Below are 20,178 nucleotides of genomic sequence, written 5' to 3'. Positions count from 1 at the left end.
GGCGTGAAACGTGCACTTCTCCTCCTGAGACGCAGGATCATCAGCAGCATTCCCGTGCTGCTGATCGTCGTGATCTTCAGCTTCTTCCTGCTGGAATCCGCCTCCGGCGATGCCGTCGATGCCTATCTCGGCTCAATCGGTGGTGGCGACGCGGCGCTCATCAAGTCGCTGCGGGAGAGTTACGGCCTCGACCAATCGGTCTTCGCCCGCCTTTGGCTCTATTTGTCGTCGCTCGCCCGCCTCGACCTCGGCTGGTCGGTGGCCTTTAACCGTCCGGTGCGGGATCTGATTGCCGAACGGCTGCCCAACACGCTGCTCCTGATGGGAAGTGCAACGGCACTTTCCTTCGGGCTCGGTTCGGCGCTCGGCATTCTGGCCGGCGCAAGGCCTGGCAGCCTCCGTGACCGCTTCCTCTCGATCGGCTCGCTGATCGTCTATGCCATTCCGAGCTTCTGGCTGGGACTGGTGCTCAGTATCTTCTTTTCGGTCAAGCTGCGTTGGCTACCGATTGCCGGAATCGAGACGATTGCCTCCGGCAAATCAGGGCTTTCCCGTGCGCTCGATATCGCACAGCATCTGGCCCTGCCGGTTGGCGCACTCGCCTTCATCTATCTCGCGCTGTTCCTGCGCGTCATGCGCTCTGGCATGGCGGAGGCCTGGAAGCTTGATTTCGTGCTCTTTGCCCGGGCCAAAGGCCTGTCGCGCAGCCGCATCGTACTTCGCCATGTGGCACGCAATGCGCTGCTGCCGCTCGTCACCATGCTCGGCCTCCAGTCCGCGGCCATGCTCGGCGGCAGCGTCGTCATAGAGAGCGTCTTTGCCATTCCGGGTTTCGGCAGACTGGCGCAGGAGGCCGTCAACGGCCGAGATGCGCCATTGCTGATGGGCATTATCCTCACCAGCGCCGTCCTTGTCATCTGCGTCAATTTCATCGTTGATCTGGTCTATGCGACGCTCGATCCGCGCATCGGCGCATCCGGGGGCCGGGCATGACACTGCTGCGCCGTCTCCCTCAAACTCCGGAAGGTGCGATCGGGCTTGCAATCCTTTCAGCTTTGCTCGTCGCCGGCCTATTGGCGCCGATCATCTCGCCAGGAGATCCACTACGAATTGCCGGCCGGGCGCTCCTTACGCCGTTCACCGATCCGAACCTGCCGCTCGGCACCGACCGGCTAGGGCGCGATGTGCTCGCAGGGTTGCTCTATGGTGCGCGCACCTCGCTCGCCGTCGGTATCGCCGCTGCCCTGTCCGCCATGGTGCTTGGGCTTTTTGTCGGCATGGCTGCCGGTTTTGCCGGTGGTGTCATCGATGAAGCACTGATGCGCGTCGTCGATGCTTTCCAGATCGTTCCGAGCTTCCTGCTGGCGCTCGCCTTTGTCAGCATCATCGGCGTCTCGACGCCGATCATCGTCTTCGCCATTGCGCTCGGGACCTGGGCCGATCCTGCGCGGCTGACACGGGCGCAGGTGCTGTCCATCCGCGAACGGGATTATGTGGCTGCCGCACACGTGATCGGCATGCACCCGGCCGAGATCGCCTTCAAGGAAATTCTGCCGAATGCGCTGCCTCCGGTTCTGGCGCTGTCGGCCACTATTGTCGCAGGCGCGATCCTCACTGAAGCCGCACTTTCCTTCCTCGGTCTCGGCAATCCCAATCTCGCCACGTGGGGATCAATGATCGCTGAGGGCCGCAGCGTGCTGCGTTCGGCCGCCTACCTTTCCGTGCTGCCCGGTCTGGCGCTGGCAATAACGGTGCTCGGCGTTCATCTCTTTAGCGAGGGCCTGAGCAAGGCGCTTGGCAATGAGAAGAGATTGCGATGAGTGATTTCTTCTGCAGCGTGAGAGGGCTTTCCGTCCATTACGAGCGCGATGCGGCTCTGGAATCCATCGACCTCGACGTCCTCAGAGGCGAAAGGCTGGCCCTCATCGGCGAAAGCGGCTCCGGCAAAAGCACATTTGCCCGAGCGCTTGCCGGACTTCTGCCGAAGAGCGCCAGGATCAAAGGCGACATAACATGGCCGGCGCTTGGTCATGCGCCGCTTCCCGGCCGCGATTTCGGTTTCGTCTTTCAGGACCCCGGTACCAGCCTCAATCCGGTGCTGACTATCGGCGAGCAGGTCGCCGAAGCTGCCCGACAGCACCTGGGCTTGGACTGGCGGCGAGCCTATGCCCGTGCCGAAGAGCTTCTCGAGCGGGTGCGCATACCACAGCCCTCGAGCGCCATGCGCGCCTTTCCGCATCAGCTTTCCGGCGGCCAAAGGCAGCGTGTGGCAATTGCGGCTGTGATTGCGGCCAAGCCAACCTTTCTGATCGCCGATGAGGCGACCAGCGCGCTCGACGTCGTCGTTCAGGCCGAGATCGCCAACCTTCTTGACGGGCTGGTGCGCGAAGAAGATATGACCCTGCTCTTCATCACCCATGATATCGCACTTGCCTCCGGTTTCGCCGATCGCATCGCCGTCTTCCGGAATGGAGAACTGGTCGAGGCCGGCCCTATCAGATCGGTCCTGTCGTCGCCGGCCGATAGCTATACCGCGGCCCTCATCGCAAGCCATCGCGATCTGTCCACGCCGCCCTTGATTGCGGAGGCAGCGTCATGAGCGGGCTTCTGACTGTTGAGGCTCTATCCAAGGCCTATTCCTCCACCGGCCGACATGTTGCCGCACTCGACCATGTTTCACTGACGATTGCAGCCGGTGAAACCCTGGGCTTGGTTGGAGCGTCGGGCAGTGGAAAATCGACGTTGTCGCACGTCCTTCTGCGTCTGCTGGAGCCCGATTCCGGCTTCATCCGCTTCGAAGGACAAGATTGGTTCGCGCTTCGCGGTGCCGAGCTGCGGCACATGCGTGCGCGCATGCAAATGGTGTTTCAGGACCCGCTCGCAGCCTTCAATCCGCTGGCCTCTGTCGCCTCGGTTCTCGACGACCCGCTGCGGATCCATGCCATTGCGAACAGGGAACAGCGGCCGGGCGAAATCGCTACCCTGCTGGAACGCGTCGGCTTGCCCTCGGCCTTTGCCTCCCGCCCTGTTCGCACACTCTCGGGCGGACAACGCCAGCGCGTAGCCATCGCCCGCGCCATCTCAACGCGACCGTCACTGCTGGTGCTCGATGAAGCCGTTTCCGCGCTCGACGTGACCGTTCGCGGCCGTATTCTCGAATTGCTGGTCGAGTTGCAGCGCGAGCGCGGCCTTGCCTATCTCTTCATATCCCATGACCTCGCGGTGGTGCGCGCGGTTTCGCATCGTATCGCGGTCATGGATGCCGGCCGCATCGTCGAGGAGGGACCGGCAGCGGATATCGTCAATGCACCGCGATCCGATGCAGCGCGCCGGCTCGTCGCGGCCGTGCCGCGCCTTGTAACCGAACCCGTTTGAAGGAGCTGCACATGACCGAAGTCGCCTGGAACCCGTTCTATGGTGCGCCGGTCTATCCGGCCGAACGTTACACCGCCCTCGCCCGCCGCATCGGCACGATCCTGAAGACGGACAACGACCTTCTGCTGGTACAGGCCGAGGCGGTGGTTGCGCTCGAAGCCGTTGCGACCAGTCTTGCCAGACCTGGCTTTTCCGCACTGAACATCGTCACCAGCGCCTACGGCGGCTGGTTTGGACAATGGCTGCGGCGCGGCGGCGCCGACGTCATCGATATCGTCGCTCAGCCCGGCCTGCCCATCGAGGCCGGAGCAATCGCCGTCGCGCTGGATGCCAATCCCGATGTCAACGTACTGGCGCTCGTCCACGCGGAATCGGCAAGCGGTATCCTCAATCCATTGCCCGAGATCATCGCTCTCGCAAAGGCGCGAGGCATTGTGACGATAGTCGATGCCGTTGCTTCCGTCGGCGGCCACGCGCTCGATGTCAACGCGTTGGGCATCGATATCGCCGTGGTCGGCCCACAGAAAGCACTCGGCGGGCCGGCCGGCGTTTCGGCTCTGTCAGTCAGCCAGCATGCCTGGGAACTGGTCCTCCATGACGGTGCGCCGCGTGATTCCATACTGTCGCTGGCCGACCTGAAGGCTTGGGTGGATGCCGGCTGCGGTGCGTTGCCGGGAACGCCGGCACCGCTGGAATTCTTTGCACTGGAAGCTGCCCTCGACCGGGTCGAGGCGGAAGGCCTCGGGCAGATCGTCGCCCGCCATGAGAGAGCCGCTTTGGCAAGCCGGGCCGGCCTTGCAGCGCTGGGTGCCAGCCTTTGGGTGCCGGCCGAACAGGCCTCGAACCTCGTGACAACGGTCTCCCTACCGTCAGGAATTGAACCCACCTCTGTGGTTGGTTTTGCGGCAGGGTTGGGCGTCGAACTGACGCCCGGTGTCGGGACGGGCTCATCGCACCTCATGCGTATCAACCACACAGGGGCACGGGCAGCCTTCCAGACCGTGCTCGCAAATGTCGTGGCCTATGGCGCCGCGCTTCGGCAGGCTGGCTTCCCTGCGAATATCGGCGCCGCATCGGAAGCTATCGCGATGACTTATAACAGCTGATCGCTCAGTACCAAGAGTTCGGCGTCGGCTGCCAGAAGAAGAGTTCTTCCTCCCGCAGGCTACGCAGACGGCTTTCGGAATCCTCTTCCGTCGCGCGGGCGGGTATTTCGAACACCGGTTGGTCACGGTTTCGGAAAAGCTTCGCAAAGAAAGTTTTGAATGCCGCAAACATACGTCACCTCCTGGAAAACCGAGCCACGATTTTCGCACGGATCGCTGAGCCAGGAAATATTGTCTACAAAATTACTATTCTAATTTGCGCAATTGTGCCGCACGCAGATGCCACCGGAAGACTGGCTCACGAAAAAAGGCTTTGTTCGGTAAAAGAGGAGGCCGCGGCCGCGAGATCAAGCCCAATCTGCCGCCGCCCCTTGAGAATCGAGCCTTTCCGATGCACGAAGAAGCCGAGACGAATAGGTCGAGGATGATGGAATGACCGATACACGCGGACTTCAGATAGTGTTCGAGAACCATGCGATCCTGCTGAAATGGCACCGGCTGCGCCGGCGTATGGCCGACCCGCTGTTTTCGGCCGAGGTGATGGCTGAAGGCTTCAAGGCCGGCGCTTCGATGGAGCTCGACCTCCGGGTGCGCGCCGATGGTGGTTTCGTCGTGCTGCATGATAAGGAGCTGGAAGGCGAGACGACCGGGCGCGGTCTCGTTGCCCAAAAGAGCCTTGCGGATCTGCGCGACCTGCACATGAAGGACGGCAATCGTCCGCTCCTATACAGCGAGGATCTGGCAGCCATGCTGCAATCGGCCCATCCGGACGCGCTGCTGCAGTTCGATATGAAAGACGATTACGAGGCGATCGGCGAAAAGGGCATCGCCCATCTTGCAGAACACCTGCAGCAGATTTCCGCCTCCGTCATCGTAAGCGCTGGAAGTCCGGAGCTGATCCTGGCCGTCAAGGAGAAGCTGCCGCATCTGCGCCGCGGCATCGACCCCACCAACAAGCTCGGCGATATCTACAAAGCCGATGGCTGGAAAGCGGTCGAAAAGGAACTGCTTGCAGATCTGCGCGGCCCGACGGAGCCAGAAACAATTTACCTTTACTGGCCGATGTTGCTCGATGCGGCAAAGGCCGGCCTCGATATAATCGCGCTCTGCCACAGCGAGGCCAAGCTGGTCGACGCCTGGACCTTCACGCTGAAGGATCGCGACGGCGGCTTCAGCGATACGGAGTGGACGAACTTCTCGGCACTGGTCGCTTTGAAGCCGGATCAGATCACCACAGACGAAGCCCTGGCGACCGAGCGGGCGTGGCTGAAGCGCATGGCGGGCTGATCAGCCCGCCAGACCTTCGAACTCGACGAGGAAGGCGAATTCTTCTGCCAGTCCAGGCGAATGGGCGATAACAGGACCGCCATCCTCCAGCAGCGTATCGACAGGTGGAATGGCGACCTTCGCGCCGGCCTCCGAGGCGATCAGCGCGCCGGCAAGCATATCCCAGGCATTCAGGTGCCGTTCGTAGAAGAGGTCTGAAACACCTTCCGCCACGCGCACGAGATCGACTGCGGCTGCACCCATGCGGCGATAATCCATGCCGCGCTCGTAGAGCCGCTTGGAGAGCGCCGCATAGTCGTCAAAGCTCGTCTTGCGCGAATGGCCGAGCACGACGATGGCATTGGCGGGATCGGTCGTCGGAGCGGCGTGGATCGGCTGGCTCTCCTTGAAAGCGCCGCGGCCGCGGATCGCGGAGAAAACCTGGTCGTTGGCCGCATCATAGACCACGCCGATCTCCACCTTGCCACCAACGACGAAGGCGATGGAGACGCCCCAGTGACGGAAGCCTCTGATATAATTGGTCGTGCCGTCGATCGGATCGACGACCCAGGTGCCAGCCGCGCCCGACTGCCCGCCGGTTTCCTCGCCCATGAATGTGTCGTCTGGAAAGCGCACCAGCAGCCCTTCGCGGATCGACTGCTCTGCCTGCCTGTCTGCGACGGTAACGAAATCCTGCAATCCCTTGTTTTCGACATGCAGCGTGCCTGGGTGTCCTTCACGCCTGAAGCGCGCAGCCTCGCGTCCAACCTTGCGGGCCACGTCGATTGCGACCTCCGCCCGCGCGGTTAGAGCAGAGGCATCGAATGCGGAATTCATCAAGCAGTCCTTCTTTTAATCAGCGTCACGGGGGTAAATTCGACGCGGGCGGTCATATCCGGTTCGGACATGCGGGCCATCAGCAGATCGACCGTTTGTTCGGCCTGGAAATCACAGGGCTGGCGGATGGTCGTAAGGTCATAGGCCGACCAGCTGGCCTGCGGAATGTCATCATGGCCGATGATGCGCAGCGGCGGCTCATCGTCGCGGCCAAGCCCCTTCATGATGCGGTCGATCACGCCGCAGGCCATATAGTCGTTGGCGCAGAACAGACCGTCGATACCGAGCGAAACAAGATCGGCGGCTGCGTCGTGGCCGCTCTTATAGTCGTTGATTTTCAATTCAATCATGCGCGGCTCAAGGCCGAGCTGCCGACAGGCCACCATGAAGGCTTCACTGCGCCGCCTTGCAGTATAGGAGATAGCGGGCGCCGCCATGACCGCCGGCGCCCTGACGCCGCTTTCGATCAGATGCGTGGCAGCGAGATGGCCTGCCATGCGATCATCGGAAATGATGCGGTCGACGAAGGGAATATCGTCGCCCTTGTTGATCAGCACGATCGGCACACCTTCGGCTGCGCATTGTTCGCAGATCTCCGTCGGCGGCGCGTCCGATGTGACGATGACGCCGGAGACGGCATAGTGCAGAAGCTGGCCAATGACGGTCGAGGTGTCTGCCTCCTTCGAGGTCGGCAACAGGATCGGGCGGAAATTGCGGGCGATCAGCACCCGCGCCAGATGCTCGATCTGCAGCGTGCGGAACGGGTTGTCGAGGCCGGCGGCGACAAGGCCGACGAGATCGGAACGCTTGTTGGTGAGGCTGCGAGCCAGATAGTTCACCCGGTAGCCGAGATCCTTGGCCGCCTGATAGACCTTCTCGCGCGTCTTCGGCGAAACGCTGGCATCCGGGGTGAAAGCGCGCGAAACGGCAGCGCGCGAGACGCCCGCCACACGCGCCACGTCGAAGGACGTGACCTTCCTCGGTCCCTTGTTATCCTTGTCTGCCATGCTTCTCATCCCCAGCGGCCGGGCGCATCAGATCGGGCAGGTCCGTACAGATGCCGAGTACCGGAAGCTTCATGATGTCGGTCAAAATGGCTGGCCGTTCCTCGTGCCACAGCACGATCTCACGGCTTTCGCCGAAAGATCGCTGCATCAGCTCTTCGGTAACGAGATCCTGTGGGCGCTCGCCGGCCCTTTCCCAGCAAAGGTGCAGGATATCGGCGCCGGCTTCGTCGCCAGCTGCGTGCGGATCGTGGCCAACACGGACCAGTACCGAGAGCGGGTATTCGCAGCCCGCGTCGCGAAGCTCGCGCACTTGCGCGGTATCGAAAGAGCCGAGGCAGGCAAAGCGCTGGTTCTTCTCAATAAGATGCTTCCAGCAGCGAAGCCCCGTGCCCGGCGCCTTGAGCTCGATATAGAGGCCTGTATTGGTCCGCCGCCCAAGGGCTGCGACCGCCTCGAAGGTCGGAACGTTGACGCCTTCGAGTGCAGCAAGCTCGGCTGCCGTCATCTCGGAAATTCGGCGGTCGATGCCGAAGACGCGTTCGAGATGATCGTCGTGGGAAATGACAACCACACCGTCCTTGGTGAGTTGCGTGTCGAGCTCCCACATTTCCGCGCCGAGTTCGGCAGCGCGCTGGAAGGCTTCGAGGGTATTCTCCCGCTCATGACCACTTGCGCCGCGATGGCCGATGCAGAAAGGCAGATATCCCTTGTTCGAGGGCCAACCGTAACGTTCAAAGAAAGACGAGAAGTCACGCATCGCTCAGAGCCTCCGACCTTCTTTGTCGAAGACGAACACGCCTCGGCTGTCGATCGCCCACTTCACCTCGTCGCCGACGGCGATGTCATTGCGGACCGGCTGAATGGACCGCAGCAGCGAGCCGCCGGCAAGCTGCACGTCGTAAAGGTTCTCGCGGCCCTGCGTTTCAGCAAAGGTGACCCTGCCGGAAACGGCGATGTCACCGGCCGGATTGAAATGTTCGGGACGCACACCGAGCGTCAGCTTGGCACCCTCAGCGGCCTGGACCGATACCGGCACGCGGATCTCGCTTTCCGGCATGGCAAAAGCGCCGTCCTTCATCACGCCACGCAGGAAGGTGATCGGCGGATTACCAAGGAAGCCGGCGACGAAGGCAGTGCGCGGGTCGCTATACATCTCGGCCGGCGTCGCGATCTGCACGATCTCGCCTTCCTTCATGATGGCGATACGGTCGCACATGCTCATCGCTTCCACCTGATCATGGGTGACGAGGATGGCGGTGATGCCCGTCTCCCGCTGGATGCGGCGAATTTCCGAACGCATTTCGAGGCGAAGCTTGGCATCGAGATTGGCAAGCGGCTCGTCGAGCAGCAGGACATCCGGCTTGCGGATCAGCGCACGGGCAAGGGCCACGCGCTGCTGCTGGCCGCCGGAAAGCTGGGCTGGCCGGCGCTCCATCAGATTGCCGATCTGCACCAGGCCGGAAATGCGCTCAACCTCCTTGCGGGTGTCCGCGGCGTTGACGCCCTTCACCTTCAACGGAAAGCCGATGTTTTCCGCGACCGTCATGTGCGGGTAAAGCGCGTAGGACTGGAAGACCACGCCGACATTGCGCATCTGGCTCGGCAGGTCGGTGACGTCCCGGTCGCCGAAGAGAATGCGGCCGCCGGTCGGGCGATGGATGCCGCAGATGGCAAACAGTGTCGTCGACTTGCCGCAGCCCGAGGGGCCGAGCAGTGCCAGCATCTCGCCGCTGCCGACTTCGAGCGTCATATTCTCGATGACCTTGGTGGAGCCGAAGCTCTTCGAAAAATTGTCGAGGAGGATGCGCATCAGCCTTTGCTCCCGCCGCCATAGATGTTCATGAGATATTTGTGGAAGAGTGCGTAGGCGATCAGAACCGGGATGACGTAGAAGACGCCGACCGCCTTGAACATGTTGAAATCATAGTTGTTATCGTCGCCGAGGAAGCCGGCGAGATAAACCGAGAGCACCTGCACCTGATTGCCGGGCGCCAGCACCTGCGGCAGGATGAATTCGCCCCAACCCGACAGGAACGAGAAGAGGCCGAGCGCCATGATGCCCGGGCCGACCTGCGGCAGAACGAGGCTGCGCCAGACACGGAAACGCGAAGCGCCATCGACGACGCCAGCCATCTCGATTTCCCAGGGCACGGTGTCGTAAAAGCCCTTCATCAGCCAGATGCCGAGCGGCAGGTCGATCGCCGCCTTGACCAGGATGACGCCGATCAGGGAATTATAAAGGCCGATCATCTGCAGCACGATGAAAATGGCGATGATGAGCGTGACCGACGGGAAGGCGTGCAGCACCATGACACCGGCAAGGAAGAAGCCGCGCGCAGGTACATTGAGCCGCGAGAGCACATAGCCCGCCATCGACGAGACGATGACGACCACGCTCGTCGTGGAGGTGGCGAAAAGCAGCGTATTAAGCGTCACGATCCAGATGTTCGGTTTGCCTTCGGTCGTCTGCCAGAGGAAGCGCCAGTGCTGGATGGTGAAGCTGGAGGGTATGAGCGAGCCGGCCTCTTTCACCGTCACCGTGTCGATGAAGAAATAGGCGTACATCAAAAGCAGCGGCAGGCTGACGACGGCGAGCGCGGCAATGACCGGCCAACTGCTGAAATTCGCGGAAGGTTGCGCTTTTTCGGCCATGGGTCAGTCCTCGATCAGCGGCTTGGAGACAAGCGTGCCGTAGTTGAAGATGCGCAGATAGATCAGCGACAATGTCACGCCGATGACCACAAGCACGAGGGCCATGGCAGCACCGAGACCGTATTCCAGGTTGCCGGCGTAGTTGTTGAGCGCCGTATGGTAGGCAGCGAGCGCCCAGATTTCGGTAGCCCTGCCGGGGCCGCCGTTCGTCGAAAGCAGGATTTCGTTGAAGGAGGCAAGCAGCGAGAGCGTCTGGTAGCAGGTGACGAAGAGGATCGGCCAGCGCATCTGTGGCAGGATGATGTAGCGAATCTGCTGCCAGCGTGACGCGCCGTCGACCTCGCTCGCATAGAACTGGCTCTTCGGAATAGCCTTCATCGCAGACGAGAAGACCAGCATGCCCATGGAGGCGCCGATGAAGCCATTGATCATGACAACGAAGACCCAGGCGTTATAGGCATTGTCGAGCAGGTAATTCTTCGGCGGATAGCCGAAATTGCCCATCAGCGTGGAAATGAAGCCGGTGTCCCAGGCAAGCCATTTCCAGAGCATGACATAGATGACGACCGGCGTGATGCGCGGCAGCAGCCAGACACCCCGGAAGAAGGAAGCCGATGCTGCCGGCATATAATGCGTCCAGATGGCGAGCAGCAGCGCATAACCGACATTGAAGATAACCAGCACCAGCGCGACGTAGAGCACAGTATTCAGCAGCACGCGCGCCATATCCGGCGAGGAGGCCATGCGTGAGAAATTGTCCGACGTCCAGACCCAGCCGGTATAGGCGGCCTTGGCGACCTGTTCCTTCTGGTCAACCGTCAGCTTGAAGCCGAGCGTATCGAGGGCGGAGAAAAGCTCATCCTTGCTGTCGAAGCGGGCGTTGACGACCGAGCGGTTGAACTGGTCGGAGATCTGCTTGACCTCGCGCGTCGAGGGACGCTCGTTCAGGTCCTTGATCATGCGCTCGATTTCACGGCGCGACGGGAAGACCTCGTTCATATGCTTTTCGCGCAGTTCCGAGACGATGGCTGACGAGAGGCTCAGGCCTTCGACGGCCTTGAGGCCGGCTTCGTCGATCGTGTAGCGCGGCTCGCTCAGCTGATCGGCGATATCGGGCATGGTCGACTTGAGCGTGATCAGCGAATTCGGCGCGACCTGGTAGACCCCGCCGGAAATGCCGGTCGCCGTCGTCATGTTCGTCATAGAGAAGACGGCGGTCAGAACGACCGGTAGAAGGAAGAACAGAATGATCATGATCGCCGCAGGTGCGATCATCACCAGCCCAAGCGTTCTGGACGATTTCATGGAAGTCCCCTCATGGACGACGCTCCGGAAGGCGGCGTTGCGGCCGCCTTCCGGCAGAGTGCGTCGATCTTAGCGGATGACGATCTTGTCGCCGAGCGTGCTCTTCAGCTCGCTCTCGGCATCGTTGACGGCGGCATCGACAGTCTTGGCGCCGGTCCAGGATGCTTCAAGGTTCTTCCACATGATGTTCCAGTAGGTGCCGAAGTCGGAGTTGTTCGGCATCGCATTGGCGTAGGGTAGCAGGCGCTCGGTGGCCTCGCGGGCCCAGCGATTGGCGGCGTAGAAATCAACGGCCGCTTCGGACTTGGAGACACCGAGATGCGCCGACTTGATAGCGTGCAGCGCGTTGGTGCGCGGCTCTGAAGCGATGGTGATCAGTTGGGCGGCGATCTGCGTGTCCTCGTCGCTGTGACCCGATGTCAGCAGATAAACGAGGGGGTGCGTCAGCGTGTTGGCCTTGCCGCCTTCACCAGCCGGAATCAGCGTGAAGGCGATGTTGCCGAAGAAGTCCTTCAGGCCTTCCTGGTTGACGAGGCGGGCATAGTGCCAGGTGCCGGCGTCCCAGATGCCGGCCTTACCGGTGGCAACTTCCTTCCACCACTGGTCGCCCGGCATGCCGATATGGTTCTTCTTAGTCACGCCGGTCGAAACCGCGTCGGCGAAGAACTGGTAGGTGCGCTTCATGGCAGCCTTGTCGAAAACGAGCTTGCCGTTTTCTTCCATGACGCCGCCGAAGGAGGTGTAGAACTGCCAGTAGTCAGGGCCGTTGCTGGTGCGCGGATAGAAGCCGTAGCCGGGCTGCACGAGGCCCTTGTCCTGCATCTTCTTGGCGTCTTCGAGGAGGTTCTTCATCGTGTACTTGCCATCCATGACGCTCTTCGGCAGCGCATCGAGGTCGGCGTCGCTGTAGCCGATAGCCTTCATGTAGGGCTTCCAGAACAGCATCGGGCGGGATTCGGCGTCCTGCGGGATGCCATAGACCGAGCCGTTGTAGGAGGCGATCTGCATCAGGTTTTCGTAGATGTCGTTGAGCGGCCAGGAATCGAGGTCGACATAGTCTTCGACCGGAACGATGAGGCCGGCCTGCGACCACGGAGCGATGTCTTCATGGCCGCTGACGACGATGTTCGGAGCCTTCTTGGCTTCGGCAGCAAGCGTCAGAGCCTGCTTGAAATCGTCCCAACCGGAGTAAGGGGTCTTTTCAACAATGATCTTCAGATCTTCGCCCTTCAGAGCAGCTTCGCGCTGAAGCTGCTGGGCAGCGATATCAATGTCATCAAGACGGTACACGTCGTTCGGACCGGTACCGCCGGCCCAGACGCTGATGTGAACGTCCTTGGCAAGCGCAAATGCAGAGGTCGAGGCCAGGATTGCGGCAACAACGGTAAGGGATTTCAATGTCGGCAAAATGGTCATCTTCTTCGTCTCCCTAGAAGAGCAGTGTGAGGCCTCTTGACGGGTCATCACTGGTGTTGATGGCCGTTCCGATTGCCCCACGAAAACGTGGCGTATCCCGCTCTAGGGGGCGAACGTAACGACCGAATGACAAAATTGAGCACGTGTGCAAAATTATTATGACGATGTTCTCGACGCGGTCAATCGCAGATGGAAAGGCTAGTTCGGTTGCCAGTGGAATCGGCATCGAAAGGTACCGGGCAACGTCCAGAGCCGCGACATAGGCCCGCCAGGATCACGCCGTCGACCACTCCGAAGAGTTCGAAATTCGCGCTCTTGCCTGTATTTTCGTAATCGGCTAATAATCGCGCCGGAGCAACTCGACAATGGAGGCGTGCAATGACAGATATTTCTTCGTCCAACGCCTCTTTGGCATAGGCCTTCGAAGCTCCTAACCCTCGATCATATCCGAGACCTTTCAAGCTTCACCATCCAAAGATTGCACTCATTTCGCTCGCAGCGTCTGGGCACGGTAACGTCCGCGCGCATGGCGCTGCGCACTCTCAGCTTGAAAGAGGGGCGGTTTGGAATTCTGACCGCTGATAATTATGACCAATCAACACGCCGGCGAGAGCCTGGCGGCATCCATGGGCGAGCTTTGCTCGCGATTTAGCTTCAGAGAGATTCTCGTCGCAACCATCATTGCCCGGTGGAGACGTCGTCGCATGGTGAACGGCTTCGACACCTTCCCATCCTGGCTGCGCCGTGACCTCGCTTTGTCCGATGAATAGATCGGACCCCTCGCTGATGTTGCCAGGGGAATATCCGGCAGGAATGGTTTCGAGACGAGATCATCCCTGCCGGTTTGCGGCTAAAAGCGCCATAGCGATCAAATCCCCGCCCAGAGATCACGAAGCATCTGTCGAAGCAGTAGTGCCTCTGCCCATCGATCGGTGGTGTCGTTCCCGTCGCGCCCGGTGATCGCATAGGGCTGCGGCCCCAGCTCACAGGTGAAGACCAGCTCGGCATTCGAGGCGGCGCGACTGCGCCAATCGCGCATGCCGTGGTCCCACCATTGAAGGAAGAAGTCGACCCAGCGCCGATGGTGAGGAAAAGAGATTTCGATCTGCACCTGTTCGCACGATGCGACCCTGCCATGAAAGGCATGAGCATTGCGGAGAATGCGATGGATCATGGCATGGGTTTCGGCATCGACCGGATCGGCAAACTCGCGTGCGACCGTAAAATGCGAGAGGTCGGCGAGCAGCGGTAGATCCGGCCTCTTCTCCAGCAGGTCGAGCGTAAAGAATAGATCCGTCGTCATCCGGTTGCGGTGGGTTTCGATGAAGACGGGAACGCCGGCATCCTCGGCAAGCTGCATCCAGCCATCCAGGATCGGCAGGCAATCCTCAACGCGGCGCAGGCGGATATCGGGCTGCAGGTCGATATGGCTGATGGGAAATTCCGACGCAAGCGCGAGCGGCAGGCGCAAATCCTCGACTGTGCGGGGAAAACAGACGCCTTCGATCTTCAATCCGGTGCCGGCGATCGCGTCATTCAGCCTGATAACGTCGGCGCGGTTCGTATAGTGGGCGCTGATGCCGTCGAAACCGGCCTCCGCGATCATAGCGATGTTCTCATCGAGACTGCGCTCATATCCGTCCGTATGCCGGCGCTCCATGGCCCAGAGCGATTGGAAGATCAGCAGCTTCTGCATCATGCCGCCCTTGCGCTCTTCAGGAGCGCCTTGATGTTCATGTTCGGATCGGCGAGAGCGGCGGGATCGGGATGAACGCCGGCTGCAATCAGCATCTCGGCAAGCTTGATATCCTTGGCGAGACCGTTGCCGACACCAAGTCCGGCTGCGGCGACGAGACGCCCGCCTTCCAGATAGAATTCAAGCTCGTCGTTGCCAAGCGAACGGACCACGCTTTGATGCTCCGGCTGCGGCAGGCCAGCCACCTGGAGGCCGAGGTCATATTGATCGGACCAGAACCAGGGAATCGCGGCGAAAGCCTCTTTTGCACCGATCATGTTGCGCGCCGCAACCTCGGCCTGGGCTCTCGCATTCCGCCAGCTTTCAAACCGGGTGTGACCTCCACCGGCCTGGCTCACTGCTGCGCAGTCGCCTGCCGCGAAGATATTTGGCGCGCTGGTGCGAAGATGGGCGTCCGCCAGGATGCCATTGCCTGTCGCCAGCCCGGCTTCCTGCGCCAAATTGATCTCCGGCGTAACACCGATAGCGCTGACGACGAGCTGCGCTCGAACCATGCTGCCGTCCGTCAGAAGGACGCCATCATCGTCGATGGCGATAACACCCCGATCAAGGTGGAAGCCGACGCCTTCTGCTATGTGCCTGGCATACAGCTTTTCGGCAAATCGCGGCGGAACGGCGCGTCCCAGAATTTTCGGCGCCGCTTCAATGACACTGACCGCGACACCCTTTCCGCGAAGGACGGATGCGAGCTCCATACCGATCAGGCCACCGCCGATAATGGCGACGCTTCGGCCTGGTCGGGCATCGGCGAAAATCGCCTCGGCATCGGCATGGGTGCGGAAGTCGAGCCCGCGCTCGGCGCCCGGACAAGCAAGCCTTCTTGGGCGCGCGCCGGTGGCCAGCAACAGCTTTTCATAGGTCAGGACCCGACCGTCGCTCAAGATGGCGGTGGCAGCATCGACGTCCAGCTTCGAGACTGACGCCCCCTTCAGATAGTCGATACCTGCGGCTGCCAGCACATCTTCGGCACAGATCAACTTCATCTGCACTGCGCCATCCATCGGCTTCGACAAAGGCGGCCGCTCGTATGGCAGATGCGGTTCGGCGCCCGCCAAGGTTATCGATCCGGAATATCCCGCTTCCCGCAAAGCGAATGCCGCGCGTGTTCCGCATTCTCCCGCACCGATGATGACAATGCCGCTCATAAAGCTCTCCGTAAAAAGAGAGGCCGGCGCTCGTGAGGAGGAGACGCCGGCCAGGGAGGATCAGTTCTGGTGGGCGTAATCTGCCATGTTGGTCGGCGTGACGAGTTCGAACGGCACCATGATGACCTGCTTGTCCACGCTGTGGCCACGGGCAAGAGCGACCGCCGCATCCATCGCACCTGCAGACTGCCCCTTGGCATTCTGGAATACCGTCACGTCAAGATCGCCGGCTGCCATGGCAGCGAGACCATCCTGTGTCGCGTCGATGCCAACGACCACGACACTTTCCATCGGAACACCTGCGGCCTTCAGCGCCTGGATCGCACCGATCGCCATTTCATCATTATTGGCAAAGACCGCATCGATCGGCCTGCCGGCGGTGATCCAGTTGGTGGTCAGGTCCATGGCATTCGTGCGCGTCCAGGCAGCAGATTGCTCGTCGGCGATGGTCACGCCCTTGCAATCGCCGGCCGCGAGCGTTTCCTTGACCGAAGAGGTGCGGTCGCGTGAGGCCTGATGCGCAAGGTCTCCCATCAGGATATAGGCCTGCGCATCGCCGGCCTTTCCATTCTTCTTCAGGATCTGACAGGCGGCTTCGGCGCCCAGCCGTCCGGAATCAGTTTCCTTCGAGCCGACATAGGCTTGGTTCTTGGGAAGCTTGTCGACATTGTCAGGCTGCAGATTGAGATAGACGAGCGGAATGCCGGCCTTTTCGGCTGCCGCGCTGATACCGGGCGCGGCTGACGTATCGGCCAGTGTGACGATGATCGCATCCACACCCGCGGCGATGAAATTGTTCACCTGATTGAGCTGCTTGGAGACATCGGTCTGTGCATCCTCGATCTGCAGTGTGACGCCACCAACCTGAGATGCCCTTGCGCTCAAGCCTTCGCGCAGCAACGTCTGAAAATTGTTGTCGAAGCTCTGCATCGAGACGCCGATGGTTTCGGCCGAGGCAGCACTTGCCGTCAGGGCGGCCAGGATGGCCGCCACGCAAAAAGACTTCATGATTTCCTCCCATTGGGTGCCGGGCCACCCGACGCATTCCGGAGGCCGTTCAGGCCTGCTGATATTGCAGGCTCAGGCGAGAGCCACGCGAACTTCCCCGTCGATGACCTCGGCGGGATAGGTCTTCAGATTCTCGCAGGCAGGAAGCCGGAGGGCTTCGCCGGTGCGGTAGTCGAATGCGCCGGAATGTTTGGGACATTCCACTTCGAAATCCATGACCAGCCCGTCGGCGAGATGGATTGCCTCGTGGGTGCAGAGGCCGTTGGTGCAATAGACGCTGTCATCCGGGCCGCGGTAGATGGCGTAGGTGCGGCGGCCATGATCGAAACGGATGGCGCCTTCCTGTTCGATGTCATCGAGTTTGCAGGCGGTGATCCAGCTCATTCGGCGGCTCCCCTGACTTCCATGCCAGCCTTGCGGGCGGCGAGCTTTTCCTTGCGACGGCGGTAGCGCTCCTGCATGCGGGCTTCGCCTTCCGGCGAGCCGTCGTGCCAGGTGCCGAACCATTTATCGAGCGGGATCAGCGCATCGCCGTAATTCACCTCAAAGTACTTGTGGTGCAGGTAATGCGCGTAGGCATGGCTATCGACCAGCTTGTCCTCACCCACCTCGACCTTGTCGAAGCCCACGTGACCCGGAATGGCGCCGAAGCCCGCATAGTGCAGCTGATAGAGCATGAGGATCGGATTGGACGGCAGGATCAGGTGATAGAAGGCCGTCCCGAGATAGAGCAGATGCTCAACCGGATGCATCGACAATGACGACCAGGGCGACGGGTTGACCGAGTTATGGTGGACCGAATGCACCCACTTGTAGAGCAACGGCGTATGGATGAGCCGATGGATACAGAAGAAGTGGAATTCGTGGATGATCGGCACGACCAGCACGACGAGGGCGAGCGTCCAGGGATGTTCGGCAAAACTAAGCCACGGAGCGTAACCATTGGCATAGGCCCACAACATGCCCGCCTCGATCGCCGTCCAGATCGTCACCCCCGACAGGAAGGTGCGCAGCATATTGTCGAAGTTCTGGCTTTCGAACCAGAAAGCCTTGTTCTTCTGCTCGGCCGGGAATTTGCCGTTATACTTGAAGCGGGTTTCCTGGCGCTTCAGCACATAGAGATGCAGCTCGAAAGCGCCGTAGAACAGCAGGACGCAGATTGTGTTGACTGTGTACAGCCAGGCAATCCAGCCGATGCCAAGCGTCTGCATCGTCTCGATCGACGGGATGACCCAGGCCCAGTAGGCGACCGCCGAAGCGGCGAAGATCGCATTCCACGGAAAGAAATAATGCGGCAGCCATTTCAGGATGGCCATCAACCGCGGCGGAAACACAAACAGCGGCGCGGTCTCAACCGGCTGGTTCGGCGCCCAGTCGCCGCGCTTGTTGCGCGTGCCGAATTTCAGATCGTCCATTGCACTCTCCTTCAGGCGCACGAAAATCGTGTCCGCACAGGTTCTGTTGAAGGAGAGCGCCTGGTGCGCCCCATCCGGTGTCGCTCCTCTCGACGCTCCGGCTCTCCTCCCTGTTTTGAAACTAACAGGGGATCGTCGCGGCGCCGATACCATTCTTGATCAAATTAGATCAAAGCCCTTCCTTGGTGATGGTGATGAAACGGATGGGCGCACGATCCGGCTCGATATCGGTCAGCCCGATACGGCGCAGGACGAGATCGAGCGATCGTCTGGCCTGCGCTTCCGGCGCCTGATCCAACACCACATCCATGATGTCGTCCTGCAGGGCTTTGCGCGTGTAATCGGTCAGTTCGTGACCGACGAAGAAGATATTGCGCTCACGCGCCTGGCGGCGGAGCACATCGATCAGGGCGGAATTGGCGCCTCCGGCATTATAGAGGCCGGCGAGATCGGGGTAGGTCTTCAATGCCGAGGCCAATAGCTCGGCGCTGTAATGTTCTTCATCGAGACCGAAGCCCAGCCATTGGAAGCTGGTGGCGCCGGGATGCTCCAGAAAATAATCGGAAAACCCACGGATACGATCACGATGAACCTGATAAATCGGGTGACAGATTGCAATAACCGGGCCTTGCCGGCGGGCCATGCGGCCAATGAAGAGCGCAGCCGTCCGGCCGGCGGCATAATTGTCGATGCCGACGAATTCGCCTGCGCGATCAGAAGCGCGGGTAACGACGTGGACCACCGGCAAGCCTTGCGCGATGACCTTCTCTACCGCTGCCCTGATCACCGGGCTGCTGGGCACTGCAAGAATGAGGCCCGCGCGCTGAAGGTCCGTCGAGAGAATGCGCCGGGCAATCTCCTCCGGCTTCATCTCTTCAGTGAAACTCCGATGCACGACGACCAACGGATCCAGCGTCGCCGCGATCCGCTCGAAGGCTATGGACAACCGCTGATAAAAGGTCGTCTCGGGGCGCACCATCAGCACTTCTATGCGCAGCAGACCGCGATGGGTATCAGGAAGCGTGCGCGGGTACTCCAGGCTGCGCGCAGCAACGATCACTTTCTCGACCAGTTCGGGACGAACACCGCCGCGGCCGTTCAAGACGCGTTCAACGGTTGCCGTCCCCACGCCCGCCTGGCGAGCGATGTCCCGATAGTTCGGCTTGCCCACTATGTTATCCTCGCCGCAAAACTGCCAGTTTTTCCAGCAATATCCATGACTTAGAAATCGGGAACAATCCAGATTGCTTGTCCGAACGCATGGAAATGATCTATCGGGAACTAAGCGATTGAATTTTCTGAAATTTAAATATTAAGTTGGGCCGCAAATGCGTGAATTTCCATGTCCGCATCATCATGCGGCCCAGACCGGTTGTCCTCTGACAAGTATCATCCCATGAGCCTCGAATCCGTCCGCGCCTTCTTAACCGCCAACGCCCCCGACATTGCCGTCATCGAAACGGCCGGCAGCTCTTCGACAGTCACCCTCGCCGCAGAAGCGCATGGCGTCGAGCCGGCACAAATCGCCAAGACGATCTGCCTTCGCGTCGGTGATCGCATCATGCTGATCGTGGCGAGCGGCATGGCACGTCTTGATAACAGGAAGTTCAAGGACACCTTTGGCGGCAAGGGGCGCATGCTCGACGCGGAGGAAGTGCTGGCCGTGACGAGCCACCCGGTCGGCGGCGTCTGCCCCTTTGGCTTGCCGGCACCCTTGCCGATCTACTGCGACATGTCGCTGAAGCAGTTCGACGAGGTCGTTCCGGCCGCCGGCTCGACCAATTCCGCGGTGCGCATCACCACCGAAAGATTGGCGGAAATCACTCGAGCCGAATGGGTCGACGTCTGCCAGTAGCAGCGCACAACTTCACAGCGCAGAAAGAATACCTA

At 60.8% G+C, this 20,178-nt stretch carries 21 protein-coding genes; 7 read left to right on the top strand and 14 right to left on the bottom strand.

Translation table 11 applies throughout. The features are described from left to right. Positions 1–3 precede the first annotated feature (3 nt). The 5 genes from AC1DM5_RS28670 to AC1DM5_RS28650 are packed head-to-tail and all read left to right on the top strand — an operon-like array spanning position 4 to position 4,481. Positions 4–993: an ABC transporter permease gene (locus AC1DM5_RS28670; protein ID WP_477819623.1), complete on the top strand. Its 990-nt coding sequence runs from the start codon at positions 4–6 to the stop codon at positions 991–993. Beyond that, positions 990–1,820 (top strand): ABC transporter permease, encoded by an 831-nt coding sequence (locus tag AC1DM5_RS28665; protein ID WP_477819622.1) that lies wholly within the window; start codon positions 990–992, stop codon positions 1,818–1,820. Before AC1DM5_RS28670 ends, AC1DM5_RS28665 begins: the two co-directional genes overlap by 4 nt. Continuing rightward, the gene (locus tag AC1DM5_RS28660) at positions 1,817–2,599 is read left to right on the top strand and encodes an ABC transporter ATP-binding protein (protein ID WP_477819621.1); all 783 of its coding nucleotides are present in this window, start codon (positions 1,817–1,819) and stop codon (positions 2,597–2,599) included. The genes AC1DM5_RS28665 and AC1DM5_RS28660 overlap by 4 nt, the downstream gene beginning before the upstream one ends. After that, entirely contained in the window at positions 2,596–3,375 is a 780-nt protein-coding gene (locus tag AC1DM5_RS28655) for an ABC transporter ATP-binding protein (protein WP_477819620.1), read from the top strand. The genes AC1DM5_RS28660 and AC1DM5_RS28655 overlap by 4 nt, the downstream gene beginning before the upstream one ends. A gap of 11 nt (positions 3,376–3,386) precedes the next feature. Next, positions 3,387–4,481 (top strand): pyridoxal-phosphate-dependent aminotransferase family protein, encoded by a 1,095-nt coding sequence (locus tag AC1DM5_RS28650; protein WP_477819619.1) that lies wholly within the window; start codon positions 3,387–3,389, stop codon positions 4,479–4,481. 4 nt (positions 4,482–4,485) lie between these two features. On the opposite strand, the gene AC1DM5_RS28645 is transcribed toward AC1DM5_RS28650, so the two are convergent. Beyond that, positions 4,486–4,653, bottom strand: a complete 168-nt coding sequence (locus AC1DM5_RS28645; protein ID WP_477819618.1) for a hypothetical protein — start codon at positions 4,651–4,653, stop codon at positions 4,486–4,488. A 260-nt stretch (positions 4,654–4,913) separates the two neighbouring features. Between AC1DM5_RS28645 and AC1DM5_RS28640 the strand changes: the two genes are divergently transcribed. Next, complete coding sequence (locus AC1DM5_RS28640) at positions 4,914–5,768, top strand: glycerophosphodiester phosphodiesterase (protein ID WP_477819617.1); 855 nt, start codon at positions 4,914–4,916, stop codon at positions 5,766–5,768. Here the strand turns inward: AC1DM5_RS28640 and AC1DM5_RS28635 are convergent, their stop codons facing one another. The 13 genes from AC1DM5_RS28635 to AC1DM5_RS28575 form a co-directional block, all read right to left on the bottom strand. Then, the gene (locus tag AC1DM5_RS28635; RefSeq protein ID WP_477819616.1) at positions 5,769–6,584 is read right to left on the bottom strand and encodes an inositol monophosphatase family protein; all 816 of its coding nucleotides are present in this window, start codon (positions 6,582–6,584) and stop codon (positions 5,769–5,771) included. It lies immediately after the preceding gene. After that, a complete protein-coding gene (locus AC1DM5_RS28630) occupies positions 6,584–7,591 on the bottom strand; it encodes a LacI family DNA-binding transcriptional regulator (protein WP_477819615.1) in 1,008 nt (335 codons plus the stop codon). Before AC1DM5_RS28630 ends, AC1DM5_RS28635 begins: the two co-directional genes overlap by 1 nt. Beyond that, positions 7,575–8,348, bottom strand: a complete 774-nt coding sequence (locus tag AC1DM5_RS28625) for a glycerophosphodiester phosphodiesterase (protein WP_477819614.1) — start codon at positions 8,346–8,348, stop codon at positions 7,575–7,577. The genes AC1DM5_RS28630 and AC1DM5_RS28625 overlap by 17 nt, the downstream gene beginning before the upstream one ends. Positions 8,349–8,351: 3 nt before the next feature. Continuing rightward, a complete protein-coding gene (locus AC1DM5_RS28620; protein ID WP_477819613.1) occupies positions 8,352–9,401 on the bottom strand; it encodes an ABC transporter ATP-binding protein in 1,050 nt (349 codons plus the stop codon). Next, positions 9,401–10,243: a carbohydrate ABC transporter permease gene (locus tag AC1DM5_RS28615; RefSeq protein WP_477819612.1), complete on the bottom strand. Its 843-nt coding sequence runs from the start codon at positions 10,241–10,243 to the stop codon at positions 9,401–9,403. Before AC1DM5_RS28615 ends, AC1DM5_RS28620 begins: the two co-directional genes overlap by 1 nt. A gap of 3 nt (positions 10,244–10,246) precedes the next feature. After that, complete coding sequence (locus AC1DM5_RS28610) at positions 10,247–11,548, bottom strand: carbohydrate ABC transporter permease (protein WP_477819611.1); 1,302 nt, start codon at positions 11,546–11,548, stop codon at positions 10,247–10,249. Positions 11,549–11,617: 69 nt separating this feature from the next. After that, positions 11,618–12,964: an extracellular solute-binding protein gene (locus tag AC1DM5_RS28605; protein ID WP_477819610.1), complete on the bottom strand. Its 1,347-nt coding sequence runs from the start codon at positions 12,962–12,964 to the stop codon at positions 11,618–11,620. Positions 12,965–13,832: 868 nt separating this feature from the next. Then, complete coding sequence (locus AC1DM5_RS28600) at positions 13,833–14,663, bottom strand: sugar phosphate isomerase/epimerase family protein (RefSeq protein ID WP_477819609.1); 831 nt, start codon at positions 14,661–14,663, stop codon at positions 13,833–13,835. Continuing rightward, the gene (locus AC1DM5_RS28595; RefSeq protein ID WP_477819608.1) at positions 14,660–15,865 is read right to left on the bottom strand and encodes an NAD(P)/FAD-dependent oxidoreductase; all 1,206 of its coding nucleotides are present in this window, start codon (positions 15,863–15,865) and stop codon (positions 14,660–14,662) included. Before AC1DM5_RS28595 ends, AC1DM5_RS28600 begins: the two co-directional genes overlap by 4 nt. Before the next feature lie 60 nt (positions 15,866–15,925). After that, complete coding sequence (locus AC1DM5_RS28590; RefSeq protein ID WP_477819607.1) at positions 15,926–16,873, bottom strand: substrate-binding domain-containing protein; 948 nt, start codon at positions 16,871–16,873, stop codon at positions 15,926–15,928. Between the two features lie 72 nt (positions 16,874–16,945). Then, positions 16,946–17,257 (bottom strand): MocE family 2Fe-2S type ferredoxin, encoded by a 312-nt coding sequence (locus AC1DM5_RS28585; RefSeq protein ID WP_477976295.1) that lies wholly within the window; start codon positions 17,255–17,257, stop codon positions 16,946–16,948. Then, positions 17,254–18,288, bottom strand: a complete 1,035-nt coding sequence (locus AC1DM5_RS28580; protein ID WP_477819605.1) for a sterol desaturase family protein — start codon at positions 18,286–18,288, stop codon at positions 17,254–17,256. The genes AC1DM5_RS28585 and AC1DM5_RS28580 overlap by 4 nt, the downstream gene beginning before the upstream one ends. 169 nt (positions 18,289–18,457) lie before the next feature. Continuing rightward, complete coding sequence (locus AC1DM5_RS28575; RefSeq protein ID WP_477819604.1) at positions 18,458–19,459, bottom strand: LacI family DNA-binding transcriptional regulator; 1,002 nt, start codon at positions 19,457–19,459, stop codon at positions 18,458–18,460. A gap of 225 nt (positions 19,460–19,684) precedes the next feature. Here AC1DM5_RS28575 and AC1DM5_RS28570 point away from each other — a divergent pair, with 225 nt between their 5' ends. Next, on the top strand, positions 19,685–20,143 hold the full coding sequence (locus AC1DM5_RS28570; protein ID WP_477819603.1) for a YbaK/EbsC family protein: 459 nt from the start codon (positions 19,685–19,687) through the stop codon (positions 20,141–20,143). The last annotated feature ends 35 nt before the right edge of the window (positions 20,144–20,178 follow it).

It is taken from the genome of Rhizobium sp. 01T437, from assembly GCF_056398505.1.
Note: the sequence above shows the minus strand (reverse complement) of the source record. Positions and strands in the feature narration are given on the sequence as shown.